This window comes from Corallococcus sp. RDP092CA (assembly GCF_041903675.1).
In the GTDB taxonomy this organism is placed as follows: Bacteria; Myxococcota; Myxococcia; order Myxococcales; family Myxococcaceae; genus Corallococcus.
This window is the reverse complement of the sequence record NZ_JAYESI010000004.1, coordinates 116,801-131,115: the sequence shown is the minus strand read 5'-3', so window position 1 is coordinate 131,115 and position 14,315 is coordinate 116,801. Positions and strand designations below refer to the sequence as shown.

At 72.1% G+C, this 14,315-nt stretch carries 11 protein-coding genes; 8 read left to right on the top strand and 3 right to left on the bottom strand.

The features are described from left to right. Nucleotides 1-107: 107 nt before the first annotated feature. Entirely contained in the window at nucleotides 108-629 is a 522-nt protein-coding gene (locus U8525_RS06615) for a hypothetical protein (protein ID WP_374262585.1), read from the top strand. A 7-nt stretch (nucleotides 630-636) separates the two neighbouring features. Here U8525_RS06615 and U8525_RS06610 read toward each other — a convergent pair whose 3' ends face one another. Further along, nucleotides 637-1,683 carry a histone deacetylase gene (locus tag U8525_RS06610; RefSeq protein WP_374262582.1) on the bottom strand — a complete coding sequence of 349 codons (1,047 nt, stop codon included), beginning with the start codon at nucleotides 1,681-1,683 and terminating at the stop codon, nucleotides 637-639. Between the two features lie 91 nt (nucleotides 1,684-1,774). Between U8525_RS06610 and U8525_RS06605 the strand changes: the two genes are divergently transcribed. From U8525_RS06605 to U8525_RS06575, 7 genes are all read left to right on the top strand, one after another. Then, a complete protein-coding gene (locus tag U8525_RS06605) occupies nucleotides 1,775-3,838 on the top strand; it encodes a methyl-accepting chemotaxis protein (protein WP_374262579.1) in 2,064 nt (687 codons plus the stop codon). 29 nt (nucleotides 3,839-3,867) lie between these two features. Then, nucleotides 3,868-5,169: an MFS transporter gene (locus U8525_RS06600; RefSeq protein WP_374262576.1), complete on the top strand. Its 1,302-nt coding sequence runs from the start codon at nucleotides 3,868-3,870 to the stop codon at nucleotides 5,167-5,169. A 143-nt stretch (nucleotides 5,170-5,312) separates the two neighbouring features. Next, nucleotides 5,313-5,798 (top strand): Sec-independent protein translocase protein TatB, encoded by a 486-nt coding sequence (tatB, locus tag U8525_RS06595; protein ID WP_374262573.1) that lies wholly within the window; start codon nucleotides 5,313-5,315, stop codon nucleotides 5,796-5,798. A gap of 39 nt (nucleotides 5,799-5,837) precedes the next feature. Continuing rightward, entirely contained in the window at nucleotides 5,838-7,043 is a 1,206-nt protein-coding gene (locus U8525_RS06590) for a twin-arginine translocase subunit TatC (protein WP_374262570.1), read from the top strand. Nucleotides 7,044-7,055: 12 nt separating this feature from the next. Next, nucleotides 7,056-8,147 (top strand): TrkA family potassium uptake protein, encoded by a 1,092-nt coding sequence (locus U8525_RS06585; RefSeq protein ID WP_374262568.1) that lies wholly within the window; start codon nucleotides 7,056-7,058, stop codon nucleotides 8,145-8,147. Nucleotides 8,148-8,492: 345 nt separating this feature from the next. Then, nucleotides 8,493-9,434, top strand: coding sequence for an SRPBCC domain-containing protein (locus U8525_RS06580; protein ID WP_374262565.1), 942 nt, complete (start codon nucleotides 8,493-8,495; stop codon nucleotides 9,432-9,434). A 199-nt stretch (nucleotides 9,435-9,633) separates the two neighbouring features. Next, nucleotides 9,634-10,443, top strand: coding sequence for a transglycosylase SLT domain-containing protein (locus U8525_RS06575; protein WP_374262562.1), 810 nt, complete (start codon nucleotides 9,634-9,636; stop codon nucleotides 10,441-10,443). A gap of 20 nt (nucleotides 10,444-10,463) precedes the next feature. On the opposite strand, the gene U8525_RS06570 is transcribed toward U8525_RS06575, so the two are convergent. Both U8525_RS06570 and U8525_RS06565 read right to left on the bottom strand, forming a co-directional pair. Further along, the gene (locus U8525_RS06570) at nucleotides 10,464-12,977 is read right to left on the bottom strand and encodes a bifunctional aspartate kinase/homoserine dehydrogenase I (protein WP_374262559.1); all 2,514 of its coding nucleotides are present in this window, start codon (nucleotides 12,975-12,977) and stop codon (nucleotides 10,464-10,466) included. After that, nucleotides 12,974-14,311, bottom strand: coding sequence for an alpha/beta fold hydrolase (locus tag U8525_RS06565; protein WP_374262556.1), 1,338 nt, complete (start codon nucleotides 14,309-14,311; stop codon nucleotides 12,974-12,976). Before U8525_RS06565 ends, U8525_RS06570 begins: the two co-directional genes overlap by 4 nt. Nucleotides 14,312-14,315 lie beyond the last annotated feature (4 nt).

Genomic DNA, 14,315 nt, shown 5'->3' with positions numbered 1-14,315 from the left:
CCCTGGGGTTCATCGAGGAGGGATTCCCGTCCAACGGACCCTGCCGTGAGACGTGGCCGGCGCTCCTGCCCGATGTCTTTCCCCGAGGGGCTTTTGCCCTGTCACTGATGCCTGGGCTGGAGGTGGAGCTCCATGATGCGAGCGACCAGCAGTTCATGCACTGCTCGTGCTCCGGCTTGTTGCGGGCCTTGAGAGAGGGCCCGCTGCTGCCCCTGGCACCCGGCGCCGAGGTCTACCGGTTCACGTGGATCCCCTCTTCCCGTGGGGCCCTCGTCGTCCGCGTCGAACACCTGGGGCCTGTCCACTCCCTGCATGTGAAGGTGTCCGGGATGGAAGAGGGGACGTTGGTCGTCGACCGGCGCATCCTGCTCACGCCCACCCAATGGAGGGCGGTGCAACAGCATCTGGCGGCGGCCCGCTTCTGGTCCATGGACCGCTTCTTCGCGTCTCGCGGCCTCTCGTACTTGGACGGAGCGACGTGGCTGTTCGAGGGAGGGCGGGAAGGGCGCTATCGGATGGTGAGCATCCTCAGCCCGGACCCAGCGGGGCCCGCAGGTGCCATCCATGACCTGGGCGCGTTCCTGGTGGAGCTGGCTGGCGTCCCGCTGACGCCGTTCGGGCTCTACTGAGCCACCTTCAGCGCACGCTGGCCCAGTACGGCTTGAGCGCCTCGCGGCTCGTGGCCAGCGCGGCCCGCGCGTCCGCGTTGACGGTGCCGGGCCCGAAGCTGTCATCGCGCCCCGCCAGCACCTCGATGCACGCGTGCACGGAGTTCGACAGCCCCTCCAGCGAATAGCCGCCCTCCAGCACCAGCACCAGCTTCCCGCCGGAGACCTCCTCCGCCAGCTTGCGCACGGCCGTGCACATCGCCGCGAAGCCGCGCTCGGTGACGTCCATGCCGCCAATCGGATCCGCGCGGTGCGGGTCGAACCCCGCGGACACCAGCATCAGGTCCGGCCGGTACGCCTGCGCTACCGGGAGCAGGAGCTCCTCGAAGATCATCCCGTAGTCCGCGTCCGTGTTGCCGCCGGGCAGGCCGCAGTTCACCGTGAAGCCCTGGCCCTCTCCGAGTCCCACCTCCGGCGCCGCGCCGCTGCCCGGGTAGTAGGGGAACTGGTGCACGGACTGGTAGAGCACGTCCCTGCGCCCCCAGAACGCCGCCTGCGTGCCGTTGCCGTGGTGCACGTCCCAGTCCAGCACCAGCACGCGCTCGGCCCCCAGCCGCCGGCCGGCCTCCGCCGCGATGGCGACGTTGTTGTAGAGGCAGAAGCCCATCGCCTGGCCCGGCTCCGCGTGGTGGCCGGGCGGACGCACCAGCGCGAACGCGTTCCTCGCCTGCCCCGCCATCACCTTCTCCACCGCCTGCACCGCCGCCCCCGCCGCCAGCCGTGCCGCGTCGAGGCTGTCCGGTGACACCGCCGTGTCCTCGTCGATGCGCTCGAAGCGGCCCCCCAGCCTCTCCATCGCGTCCAGGTGCGCCGGGGTGTGCACCGCCAGGAGCTCCGCGTCCGTGGCCGAGCGCGGCTGGGTCATCACCGTGCCCGCGACCGGGTTTCGCGCCAGCACCTGGAGGATGCGCCGCAGCCGGGCGGGCGACTCGGGGTGGCCCTCGCCAGCGTCGTGCTGGAGGAACAGCGGGTCGGTGAGCAGCAGCGTCGCGGTCATCCCCTGGACCTTACGCATCCTGACCTCGGGAACCCAGCGTCCGGCCCCGGCAGGCGGGGAAGTCCGTTCCTTGCCCTGGACGGGCCACCCTCCCTACAGTGGGCGGGCCTTGCCACGTCGCCTCCAGAAACCCGGTCTCCGGGGCATCCTCCTGGGTTCGTTCGGCCTCGCGCTGGCCGTCATCCTGGGGACGCTCTACTTCGTCGTTCCCCACCAGGTGGCCAACCACCTGAGGGAGCGCATGGCCCTGCACGCCCACGGCAAGGCCCAGGAGGTGCGGGCCCTGGTCGAGCAGCAGGCGGACACCCAGCCGGTCCCCAGCCTGGACGGGCTCTACCTGCATGACGACGACTTCAGCGTCGTGGCGGTGCTGGACGCCCAGGGCGTGCCCCGCGCCACCTACCCCGCGCCCCCGCCCGCCTGGTTCCGCCAGGGCCTGGAGCAGCGCCTCCAGCAGCGGCCCCTCCCGCCCCTGGAGGCGATGACGTTCGAGGACCACGGCTGGGCGGTCTCCGAGCCGGTGTCGCTCGCGGGCAACGTGCCCGGCGAGGTCGTGGTGGTGGTGGACGCGGCCCGGCTGGAGGGCGTGCTCCAGGCGCTGCGCCAGACGGTGCTGCTGGCCTTCCTCGTGGGCCTGATCCTCTTCCTCCTGGTGGCGTTCCTCATCTCTCGCGCGTTCATCCTCCACCCGCTGGACGCGATGATGTCCATGGCGCGCAAGCTGGCGGAGGCGGACCTCACCGGCCGCGTGGAGGTGCGCAACAACAAGGACGAGCTGGGCCAGCTGGCGGAGGCCCTGAACCGCATGGGCCAGTCCTGGCGAGACACGCTGGGCCGCGTGCGCGGCGTGTCCGACGTGGTGGCCGGCGTCATCGAGCAGATCCACCGCACCGGCACCACCGTGTCCTCCGGCGCGGGCACCGTGCAGGCCCGCGTGGAGGAGACGTCCTCCTCCATGGTGCAGATGATGGCCTCCCTGCGCGGCATCGCGGAGAACGTGGAGGTCCTCTACCAGAGCGCGGAGGAGAGCAGCTCCTCCATCATGGAGATGGCCGCCACCAACGACGAGGTGGCGGAGAACGTCCAGGCCATGGCCGCCAGCGTGGAGGAGACCACCAGCGCCATCGAGCAGATGACGTACTCCATCAAGGAGGTGGCCAAGAACATCGAGGACCTCTCCGCGTCCACGGAGGACACCTCCTCCGCCATCAGCCAGATGGACGCCGCCATCGGCCAGGTCGACGCCAACGCCAACGAGACGGCCCGCCTGTCCGAGCAGGTCTTCGAGGACGCCCAGACGGGCGTGGAGGCCCTGCGCAAGACGCTCTCCGGCATCGACCGCATCAAGGAGACCAGCCGCACCGCCGCGGGCGTCATCGACAGCCTGGGCCGGCGCATCAGCGAGATTGGCAACATCCTCAACGTCATCGACGACGTGGCGGAGCAGACGAACCTGCTGGCCCTCAACGCCGCCATCATCGCCGCCCAGGCGGGCGAGCACGGCAAGGGCTTCGCCGTGGTGGCCGAGGAGATCAAGGACCTGGCCGAGCGCACCGGCGCGTCCACCAAAGAGATCGCCGAGCTCATCCGCGGCGTGCAGGAGGAGAGCCGCAACGCCGTGGTGGTGATGAACCAGGGCGTCAAGAGCGTGGAGGAGGGCGTGCAACTGGGCCGCGAGGCGGAGGGCGCCCTCCGGAAGATCAACGACAGCACCCAGAAGTCCACGCAGATGGTGAAGGCCATCGCCCGCGCCACCGTGGAGCAGGCGCGCGGCAGCAAGCAGGTGACGGCCGCCATCCACCGCATCTCCGCCACCGTGTCGATGATCTCCCAGGCCTCCAACGAGCAGGCCCGGGGCGGCGAGCAGATCATGAAGAGCGCGGAGCGGATGAAGACGCTCACCCAGCACGTGCAGCGCTCCAGCCAGGAGCAGGCGCACGGCAGCAAGCAGATCACCCGCTCCATCGAGAGCATCAACGAGATGGTCACCCACCTGAACCGCGCCCAGAAGGAGCAGACCAAGGGCAGCGAGCAGGTGCTCAAGGCCGTGGAGACCATCAAGGGCGTGTCCGAGCACCAGACGCGCTCGGTGCGCCAGCTGGAAGAGGCCATCGACAACCTCACGCGCCAGGCGGAGATCCTCCGGGCGGAGGTGCGCCGCTTCCGCGTCTGAAGCCTCAGCCGTTCCCCCCGAAGGCCTCCATGCCCGAGTCGTCCGAGCCCGCCTCCCCCCGTCCCGTGTCCGAGCGCGCCGTGGTGCTGCTCATCGGCGCGGTGCAGTTCGTCAACATCCTCGACTTCGTGATGGTGATGCCGCTGGGCCCGGACTTCGCGAAGGGGCTGGGCATCGAGTCCTCGCACATCGGGACCATTGGCGGCAGCTACACCGCCGCCGCGAGCGTGGCGGGGCTCCTGGGCGGCTACTTCCTGGACCGGTTCGACCGGCGCAAGGCGCTGGCCGTGTGCATGCTGGGGCTCGTCGCGGCCACGGCGGCGGGGGGGCTGGCGCTGGGGCTGTCCACGCTGCTGCTCGCGCGGGTGTGCGCGGGCATCTTCGGCGGGCCGGCGACGGCGCTGTCCCTGTCCATCATCGCGGACCTCATCCCGGTGGAGCGCCGCGGCCGGGCGCTGGGCGCGGTGATGGCGGCCTTCTCCGTGGCCTCCGTGGTGGGCGTGCCCCTGGCGCTGAAGGTGGCGGAGCTGGGCGGCTGGCGGCTGCCCTTCTTCGTGGTGTCGGCGCTGGGCCTGATGGTGGTGGGCGCCGCGCTGTGGTTCCTGCCGCCGGTGCGCGGACACCTGAGGCCGGGCGGCGGCGCGGCCAGGGCCCCGGGCGTGGGGGACCTGCTCTCCCGCGCCGACGTGCAGCTGTCCTACCTGATGACGGCGCTGGTGATGATGAGCGGCTTCATCGTCATCCCCAACATCTCCGCGTACCTCCAGCAGAACCTGGGCTACCCGCGCGACCGCTTGTGGATCCTCTACTTCGCGGGCGGCATCGTGAGCTTCGTCACGCTGCGGCTCACGGGGCCGCTGGTGGACCGCTTCGGCTCCTTCCGCGTGGGCACGGTGGGGGTGGCGCTGGCCGCCATCACCACCTACGTGGGCTTCGTGGCGTACCCCGCGTGGCTGCCCATCCCCGCGCTGTTCATGGTCTTCATGCTGGCCATGGGCGTGCGCAACGTGGCGTACAACACGCTCACCTCCCGCGTGCCGGACAACCCGGTGCGCGCCCGCTTCATGTCGCTCCAGTCCGCCACCCAGCACATGGCCTCCGCGCTGGGGGCCTTCCTGTCGTCGCGCCTGCTGGTGGACCTGCCGGACGGGACGCTGGGCGGCATGGACACCATCGCCTGGGTGTCCATCGGGCTGGCGGCGGGGGTGCCCGTCATGTTGCGGGTGGTGGAGGGGCGGGTGCGCTCGCGCGAGCGGGCCCGCGCCCTGGCGGTGCCCCCGGCCCAGGGGCTGGCGGCGCCGCTGTCACCGGAGGCCCAGCCTCACGGCTGATGGGGCAATGTGCCCCAGGCCCGGCCGCCCGCCTCCTGGCCGCGTGGCCGGACGGACGCTGGACGGTCGCTGACGGTTGCGCGGGCCGCCGGTGGGCGCGATAAAGCCGGGACGTTCCCTCCTGAGGGGAAGACGGACCACCCATGTTCAACATCGGCGCAGGCGAAATGGTGTTCATCCTGGTGGCCGCGCTGATCGTGCTCGGCCCCCAGCGGTTGCCTGAGCTGGCGCGGGCCATCGGCAAGTTCATGCGCGAGTTCCGCCGGCAGACGGACGACGTGCGCAACGTGGTGGAGCGCGAGTTCTACGCCATGGACGAGGACTTCAACCGCGAGCCCGCGCCGACGCGCCCGGGCACGCGCGTGCCGTCCCCGCCCCCGGAGCTGGCCCCGTCCACCCTCCCGGACGCCGCCCCGGCCAACGTGCTCGCGGAGCCCGCGCCCGCGCTCATCGCGACGGCGGAGCCGGCGAGCGGGCCCGCGCCCTCCGAGCCCCCCGCGGACGCTCCCGCCACCGGCGAGCAGGCCGCGGCGGAGCCGGGCGGCGCGCCGGCGCAGGACGAGAACGGGATCCCGCAACTCGCCCCCATCCCGGGCACGGTGGCGCGCAACGCGCCGAAACGGAGCTGAGCCCTGAACCGCCAAGGGGTTGACCTGTCGGATTTGCGCATGAGCCTGGCGGAGCACCTGACGGAGCTCCGCTCGCGGCTCATCAAGTGCTCGCTCGCGGTGCTCGTGCTGGGCGCCGTGTCGCTGGTGTTCGCCAAGCCCATCTTCGGCGTGCTGATGCGGCCGGTGCTGGACGCGCTGCCCCCGGACGGGCGGTCGCTCGTCTACACATCCGGCATCGAAGAAATCAACGTGCTGATGAAGGTGGGCGTGTACTGCGGCATCTTCCTCACCACGCCCGTCATCCTCTGGCAGATCTGGGGCTTCGTGTCGCCGGGGCTCTACCCGGAGGAGCGCAAGTACGCGTCGCCCTTCGTGGTGCTGGGCTCGGTCGCGTTCATCGTGGGCGCGATGTTCTGCTACTTCCTGGTGCTGCCCAACATGTTCAAGTTCCTCCTCAACGAGGAGGAGACGATCGCCCTGGAGCAGCGCGTGGACACGGCGCGCATGGGCGCGGAGGACGCGCTGCGCTTCCTGCGCATTGGCGAAGTGGAGCGCGCCGGCCACCTGGCCAAGGAGACCAGCGCCGCGCTCACCGCCGCCGGTGAGGGGCAGGTGCGGGACCCGGAGGTGGCCTCCGCGAAGAGCGTGGAGCTGACGGCCCGGCTCAAGGGCCTGGGCGACCTCCTGGACGCGGCGTCGGACGGGCTGGGAGTGTCCGCGCGCGGGGTGCTGCGCCAGGCGGTGGAGAAGCGCGTGGAGGCGGTGACGGCCTTCGGCAAGCAGGACTACGTCGCGGCGGAGGCGGCCATGGACCAGGCGGCCAGCCTGCTCGCGGGCGTGGCGCCCACGCGCGCGGAGGAGATGGCGGGCCTGTGGCGCTTGCAGAAGGAGCTGGCCAAGGGCCACGCGGAGGCGGAGGCCGCGCGCTGGACGCGGCCCATGCTGACCATGGACGAGCAACTGTCGCTGGTGCTGCTGCTCATCCTCGCCTTCGGCGTCATCTTCGAGCTGCCGCTGGTGATGGCGCTGCTGGGCATCGTCGGGGTGGTGCAGTCGCGCTGGCTCTTCCGCTACCAGCGCCACGCGTTCGTGGTGTGCCTCATCGCGGCGGCGGTGCTGACGCCCACGGGGGACGTGGTGAACCTGTCGCTCATGGCCGGCCCCATGCTGCTCTGCTACGAGCTGGGCGTGCTGGCGGTGTGGCTCATCGAGAAGCGCCGTGGGAAGGCGGAGGCCTCCACGGACCTCACCCCGGCGGCGTAGACTCCCGCGCGCATGAAGAGCCCCACCGCGCGCCTGCTGATGGACCTGCGGTACCTGCGCGCGCTGTCGCGGAGGTTCCGCAGCACGCTGCTCTTGGCCGCGGCCATCTTCGGGCTGGGGCCGGCCGTCTACCACTGGCGCTACGTGGGGGCGGGCGGCGAGCACGTCTCCTACGGCGAGGCGCTGCACCACGTCTACTTCCTGCTCTTCGGCCAGCCCTCGCTGCCCTACGTGAGCGACTGGCTGGTGGAGAGCCTCAACATCCTCATCCCGCCGGTGAGCATCGCGCTGGTGGTGGATGGCGTGGTGCGCTTCGCGTACCTCTTCTTCGCGCGGCACAAGAACGACAAGGAGTGGGTCTCCGTGGTGTCCGAAACGATGAAGGGCCACGTGGTGGTGTGCGGCGCGGGGCGCGTGGGCTACCGCGTGGTGACGCAGCTTCGGGAGATGGGCAAGGACGTGGTCGTCGTGGAGAAGCGCGAGGACGCGACGTTCGTCTCCGCGCTGCGCGACGAGAACGTGCCGCTGCTCATCGACGATACGCGCAGCCCGCTGTGCCTGCCGCGCACGCACGTGAAGAAGGCGTCCGCCATCGTGTGCGCCACGGACGACGACCTGGCGAACCTGAACATCGCGCTGGACGCGCGGCGGCTGAACCCGGGCATCCGCGTGGTCATCCGCCTGTTCGACGACGACCTGGGCGCGAAGGTGCGCGACACGTTCAAGGCGGAGGCCCTGTCCAGCTCCTCGCTGGCCGCGCCCGCCATGGCGCTGGCGGCGCTGGACCCGCGGCTCGTCCACTCCTTCCGGATTGGCAAGCACCTGATGGTGGTGTCGCTGTTCGTGGTGCGGGAGGGCCTGCCGGGGATGAACATCTCCCAGGTGCGAGACCGCTTCGGCGGGCTGGCCCTGTCGCTCATCCGGGGCGACGAGGAGACGCTGCACCCGAACGGCGACGTGGTCCTCCAGGTGGGGGATCAGATCACCGTCCAGGCGTCCTACCCGGAGTACTGCGCCCTGCGCGCCTTCACCGGAGAGGCGGACGCGCCGGCGTACGCGGACCACGACAACTTCCTCATGCCGGGCTACCGCCCGACGGGGTGAGCCGTCAGCTCCGGTTCGCGGCTGGCGCTATTTGCAGAGCGCATGGGAGACGGACGTGAAAGTCGTCGTCTGGCCGTAGGTCAGGGGGGCCGGTGCAGCTACAGATGAGGTGGCCCACCTCGATGGTCTTCGTGCTGTCGCTGAAGTAGGTGACTCGGGTGTACTGGCCCGCGCGACAGGGGGACGCGGCCTGCTCCGTCGTGTCGAGGGTGGGCGCACCGAGGTCTTCCGCTTCGCCACAACATGCGGCCCACAGCAGGGGGCCCGTGCACAGCAGGCCGGTCAGAAGATGTCTCACGGTTCCTCTCAGGTTTGTAGAACGAGATTGGAAGGACAGGAGTGTCTATGTCGACGGGTCGGGTCGCGACGGGTGGCTATCAGGCGGGTGTACGGCGGTCGTTCGCGGTGGGCTCTGAGATGGCGTGGGCCGCGTGGGGCGAGCCCTCGGGGCTGGTGCGCTGGGTGGGCGCTTGCACGCAGGAGCTGACGGAAGGAGCTCGGGTCGAGCTCGCGGATGGCACGCGCATCCAGGTGGTGCGTCAGGTTCCGCCCCGGCAGCTCCGCCTGCGCCTGGAGCGTGACGAGTGGCCCCGCGCGCGCACCGTGCAACTGCGCGTGTTGCCGTCGGTGCATGGCGTCACCGTGGCGCTGCACGCGGAGGGGCTGCCGGACGCGAGCGCGCGTGAGGAGGTGCTGGCGCGGTGGACGCGCGCGCTGGAGAGCTGGGAGGCGTTCTCCGGCAGGACGGTGGAGGTGAACCGCGAAGGGCCTCCGACGCGCGAGCCCGCGGGCAAGAAGGGAGCGCGGAAGCCTCCCGCGTTGGAGCAGGGGCTCGCGGAGAAGGGCGCCGCCGCGCTGAAGGAGCATGGGCCCGCGAAGGGCACGAAGCAGGCCGTGGCCGCGAAGCAGCCCCGCACCGTGAAGGAGGCGGGCGGTTCGAAGCAGGTCGCGTCGGAGAAGAAGTCCGCTGCTCCGAAGAAGGCCGAGTTGGAGAAGAAGGCCGTGGCTTCGAAGAGGGCCGCGTCGGAGAAGAAGTCCGCCGCTCCGAAGAAGGCCGAGTTGGAGAGGAAGGTCGTGGCTTCGAAGAGGGCCGCGCCGTCGAAGAAGGCTGTGGCCTCGAAGAAGGCCGCCCCGGCGAAGAAGGCTGTGGCTTCGAAGAAGGCCGCGGTCGCCTCGAAGGCTCCAGGGGCGAAGAAGGGCGCGGACGCGAAGCAGCCTCGGGCCGGGAGGCAGGCCGCGACGCCCTCGCGCGCTGGGCGCCGGAAGAGCTCCGGGCGCGCGAAATAGGGCGCATCGCGGCTGATGACTGCTGTTGCCGAGCGGTGACTTCCGTCACCAGGGACGGGCTCCGGTTCGTCCCGCCGCGCCTCGCGTTTCCGCAAGGACATCAAACACTTGGCCTCACGCGGGTGTCAGTCCATGGGCTGGCATGGCTCGTGCTGTAGGTGTTCCTCGTCAGACGTACTCAAGCTCTTGAGGAAATCCCATGGCCATCGCGCCCGCTTCCGCCCGCTCCGCTTCCTTCCGCGTTCCCTCCCAGGACTTCGCTTCCCGGCCGGATGCTGTGTCCGGTGCCCGCGTGCAGGGCAGCCACTGCCCGAAGCCGGGCTCGAATGGCGTGTCCCCGTTCCAGCAGGACGGCTTCAGCGCGGGCCCCGCGAAGGGCGCGCAGTGGAAGCAGTTCGCGGAGGGACTCGAGGACGTGGTGAACCAGCTCCAGCAACTCGTCCAACTGCTCCAGACCCAGATGGGGGGCGCCGCGGCCGCCGCGGGCGGCGCGTCCGGAACCGGCGCCCCGTCGGGCGTGTCCGGCGCTTCCTGCGGCGGCGGTGCGCCGGGCACGGGGGCTCCTCCGAGCGCGGGTGACCCGGCGAGCGCGGGTGGCGCGTCCCAGGCCGGGGCCGCCCAGTCGGCCGGCTCCGCGGGCGACGTCCCGCAGGGCGAGGTGGGCGACTGGATCAAGCAGGCCATGGAGATCCTCAAGGCCAACGGCGTCCCGGTGGACAAGATGAACCCGCAGGACATCGCGAAGATCATCCAGCACGAGTCCAGCGGAGACCCGAACGCCATCAACAACTGGGACCAGAACGCGAAGGATGGCCACCCGTCCATCGGCCTGATGCAGACCATCCAGCCGACGTTCGACGCGTACAAGGTCGCGGGCCACGACAACATCCGCAACCCGGTGGACAACATCGTCGCGGCGGTGCGCTACGCGGTGGACCGCTACGGCTCCGTGTCCAACACGCCGGGCATCCAGGCGATGAACGGCGGCAGCGGCTACGTCGGCTACTGAGCCGCTCGCCAGTCCCGGGCTCACCGCCCCCGCAGGTTCTGGGCAATCTTCAGGATGTCCGCGAGCACGCCGGCCGCCGTGACGGGCCCGCCCGCGCCCGCGCCCTGCACCAGCAGCGGGTAGTCCGCGTAGCGCTCCGTGGAGAAGGCCACGAACGCCTCCGAGCCGCGCAGCCGCGTCGCCGGGTGCTCCTTCGCCACGGCGACCGGGCCCACGCGCAGCACGGGCCCGTCCTTCGCCGCCGGGTCGATGCGCGCCAGGTAGCGCAGCACCTTGCCCTCCGCGCGCAGCCCCTCGACGCGCGCGGTGAACGTCCGGTCCAGCTTCTCCAGCCCCGTGAGGAAGCGCTCCACGTCCGGCTCCTCCAGGTGCTCGCGCGGGACGAGGGGCTCCACCTCCACGTCCTCCAGCGACAGCTCCAGGCCCAGCTCCCGCGCGAGGATGAGCGCCTTGCGCGCGGCGTCCGTGCCTGCCAGGTCCTCGCGAGGGTGCGGCTCCGTGAAGCCCTTCTCGCGCGCGGTGCGCACCGCCTTCGACAGCGGCACGCCCTCCATCAGCTGCTGGCTCAAGTAGCCGAGCGTCCCGGAGAACGAACCCTCCACGCCGTGCACCCGGTCCCCCGTGCGCACCAGGTCCTTCAGCGTCTGGATGACCGGGAGCCCCGCGCCCACCGTCGTCTCGTAGTGGTACGCGCGGTGGTTCAGGTGCGCGGTGCTCCGCAGCCGCTCCCACACCTCGAGCGGCTGCGTCAGCGGCTTCTTGTTCGCCGCCACCACGTGGATGCCGCCGCGGAACGCCTCCAGGTAGAGCGCCTCCATGCCCTCCGCCGCCGTGCAGTCCACCAGCACCGGCACCGGCAGCCGGCGCAGCGGCTCCAGCAGCGCGCGCACCACGGGCGGCGACGCGCCCTCGGGAACGGACTGGATGCGCTCGCGCCACTGCTTCAGCGGGATGCCCTCCGCGGAGAAGAGCACCCGCCGGCTGTCCGCGAGCCCCACCAGGTTGAGCTGGATGCCGTGTCCCTGCGCCAGCGTCTCCTGGAGCGTGCGCAGCTGCTCCAGCAGCTGGCTGCCCACCACGCCATGGCCCAGCACCAGCAGGCTCACCTCTTCGTGCGCGAAGTGGAAGGCCGCGTGCACCGTGCGCACCGTCAGCGCCGTCTCCGCCCCGTCCACGATGAACGAGATGGACCGCGCGCTCGCCGTCTGCGCGATGGCGCGCACGTTGACGCCCAGCGCCCCGAGCGGCTGGAACAGCCGTCCGGCCACGTTCGCGCCCTGGCCCATGGCCTCCGCCACCAGCGCCACCTGCGTCACCGGCGCGCGCACCTGGGGCGGCTGCAACGCGCCGCGCTCCAGCTCCGGAGCCAGCTCCCGCCGCAACACCTCCTCCGCCCGCTCCGCATGGGCCCGGCGCAGCACCACCGCCACCGAGCGCCCCGGTGACGACTGCGCCGCCATCCACGCGTCGATGCCCGCGGCCTCCAGCGCCTGTAGCGCGCGAGGCCCCACCGGCCGCGCCGCCTCCTCCGTGCCGCCCTCCAGGCCCAGCAGCGCCAGGTCCTCCAGGGACACCACGCACGTGGGCACGCTGCCGTTGCCCGCGCCGCGCACGTCGATGAGCGTCCCGGGCTCGTCGGGCTGTTGCAGGTGGCGCACGCGCAGCGGGATGTCCGCGTCGCGCAGCGCGGACAGCGCGCGAGGGTGCAGCGTGGGCAGGCCCAGGTACACCAGCTCCAGCGCCTCCGTGTAGCTCAGGTGCGGCACCGGCCGCGCGTCCGCCACGTGCAACGGATCCGCCGTCATCACCCCGGGCACGTCCGTCCACAGCGTCAACGGCGTGCCCAGGAGCACGGACAGCACCGCCGCGGACTCGTCCGCCCCCGCCACGCCCAGCGTCGTGGAGCGCCCGTCCAGCGACGTGCCCCGGCCCCCCGCGTGCAACGTCAGCCGTCCCTCCCACGAAGGCCGCAGCGCCGCCACCCGGGCGCGGGTGTGCGCGCGGCTCACGCGGGCGTGACCGGGCTCACCCTCCGTCACCGTCCAGTCCGCCGCGTCCACCTCCAGCGACGGCACGCCGCGCGCGCCCAACAGCCTCGCGAGGAGCGCCGCGGTCAGCCGCTCGCCGGTGCCGTGCACCACGTCCTCCAGCGCGGGCCGCCGTTCACGCACCAGGCTCGCGCCATCCAGCGCGCGGCGCGCGGGCTCCAGCAGCGACGCCAGCGTGCGCGCGCCGTTCGCCTCCACCGACGCGGAGCCGGGGGGCGCGCCCAGCCGGCGCTCCGCCTCCTCCAGCATCAACAGCCCCCGCGCGAGCAGGCCGTCCAGCTCCTGCCGGGCCAGCGTGGAGTTCCCCTTCAACGCGATGGACAGCGCGGACTCCAGCCCCGCGGCGAGCCAGGGCGGCGACGACACGATGGCGGCGCGCGTGCTGCCCGCGTCGCGGCGCGACAGGTGCGTGGCCACGGACGCGAGTCCCTGGGCGGTATCCAGAAGGAGCGGCGCGTAGCGGGTGATGCTCACGGGGGCGGTCATGAGGTCTTCCGGGCGCGGACGCCGGCGAGGGAGGAGAGGCGGGCGTCGCGGCCCACGCCCGGAGGCAGGGCGAGCGCGCGGACCAGCAGGGGCGCGAGCGCGTCCCATTCGATGAGGAAGCCGTCGTGGCCGTGGAGGCTGCTCAGGGCCGCGTACTCGGCATGCAGCCCCTGCGCGCGCAGGCGCCGGGAGAGGGCCTTCATGTGCTCGGGCGGGAAGAGCGCGTCCCGGTCGATGCCGATGGCGAGCGTGCTCGCGCGGATGCGGTCCACGCCGGGCCCTCCGCTCGGCGTGGGCACGCGCGCGAGGTCGTGGTGGTCCATGGCGCCCAGGAGCGCGAGGTACGACCGCGCGTCGAAGCGAGCCTCCAGCTTCGCGCCCTGGTGCTCCAGGTAGCTCTCCACCGGGTACAGCGCGCGCGATGACCAGGCGTGGGGCCTCGGCTGGAGCGCCTCCAGCCCGGTCTCCGCGCGGTAGGTGAGCGTCGCCAGCTGGCGCGCCAGCTCCAGGCCGCGCCTGGGGGACTCGGGATACTCGGGGTCGAGCAGGACGACCTGCCGGGCCACGTGGTTCCAGCCCACCACCCACGCGGACGCGGCCTCCGCCGTCGCGATGGGCACCATGCGCTGGAAGCGCTCCGGCGCGAGCGCCGCCAGGCACAGCACCACCATGCCGCCCAGCGAACCGCCGATGACGAGCGCCACCTCGTCCACGCCCAGCGCGTCCAGCGCCGCGAGGAGGGAGCGCGCCTGGTCCCACGGCGTGAGGGTCGCGGGCAGGCTGCGCTCATCCAGGCGCAGGTCGCCCTTGGGCAGCACCGGCGCCGGGCCGAAGCGCGTGTCATCGGTGCGCTGCGGGAAGCCCTCGTCCGCGGGGCCGGAGGTGCCGTAGCAGGAGCCCAGGTTGTTGAAGCACAGCAGCCGCACGCGCGACGGATCCAGCGGCCGCCCGTGCCCGATGACGGGCGCCCACCAGCCGCCCTCGCCTCCGGCGTTCATGTCCCCCGTGAGCGCGTGCACCAGCAGCACGGTGGGCACCGCGTCCGGCGTGCGGCGGGGGCCGGTGCGACGCGCGTCGGTGGCGGCGTCGCGCAGCTCGGAGGCGGACCTCCGCACCACGCGCAGCCGGCCCGCGCGCGTCGCCTCCTCGGAATGCACGCGGGCGCGGGACTGCAACCACGCGAGGTCCTCTGGCGGCCCCCACCACCAGCCGCGCACGAGGTGGGGCGCCACGCGGGCGCCGGCCTCCAGCGGCAGGTCCGGCAGCGACAGGTCGAAGACGCGCGGGGTCTCCGCGCGCGGGGGCAGCTCCTGGCCAGGCCTCACGGGTCGCATGGCG

Coding starts and splice junctions, on each gene's coding strand:
- U8525_RS06565 (WP_374262556.1), bottom strand. CDS start 14,311: ATGCGACCCGTGAGGCCTGGCCAGGAGCTGCCCCCGCGCGCGGAGACC.
- tatB (WP_374262573.1), top strand. CDS start 5,313: ATGTTCAACATCGGCGCAGGCGAAATGGTGTTCATCCTGGTGGCCGCG.
- U8525_RS06570 (WP_374262559.1), bottom strand. CDS start 12,977: ATGACCGCCCCCGTGAGCATCACCCGCTACGCGCCGCTCCTTCTGGAT.
- U8525_RS06590 (WP_374262570.1), top strand. CDS start 5,838: ATGAGCCTGGCGGAGCACCTGACGGAGCTCCGCTCGCGGCTCATCAAG.
- U8525_RS06600 (WP_374262576.1), top strand. CDS start 3,868: ATGCCCGAGTCGTCCGAGCCCGCCTCCCCCCGTCCCGTGTCCGAGCGC.
- U8525_RS06575 (WP_374262562.1), top strand. CDS start 9,634: ATGGCCATCGCGCCCGCTTCCGCCCGCTCCGCTTCCTTCCGCGTTCCC.
- U8525_RS06580 (WP_374262565.1), top strand. CDS start 8,493: ATGTCGACGGGTCGGGTCGCGACGGGTGGCTATCAGGCGGGTGTACGG.
- U8525_RS06615 (WP_374262585.1), top strand. CDS start 108: ATGCCTGGGCTGGAGGTGGAGCTCCATGATGCGAGCGACCAGCAGTTC.
- U8525_RS06585 (WP_374262568.1), top strand. CDS start 7,056: ATGAAGAGCCCCACCGCGCGCCTGCTGATGGACCTGCGGTACCTGCGC.
- U8525_RS06610 (WP_374262582.1), bottom strand. CDS start 1,683: ATGCGTAAGGTCCAGGGGATGACCGCGACGCTGCTGCTCACCGACCCG.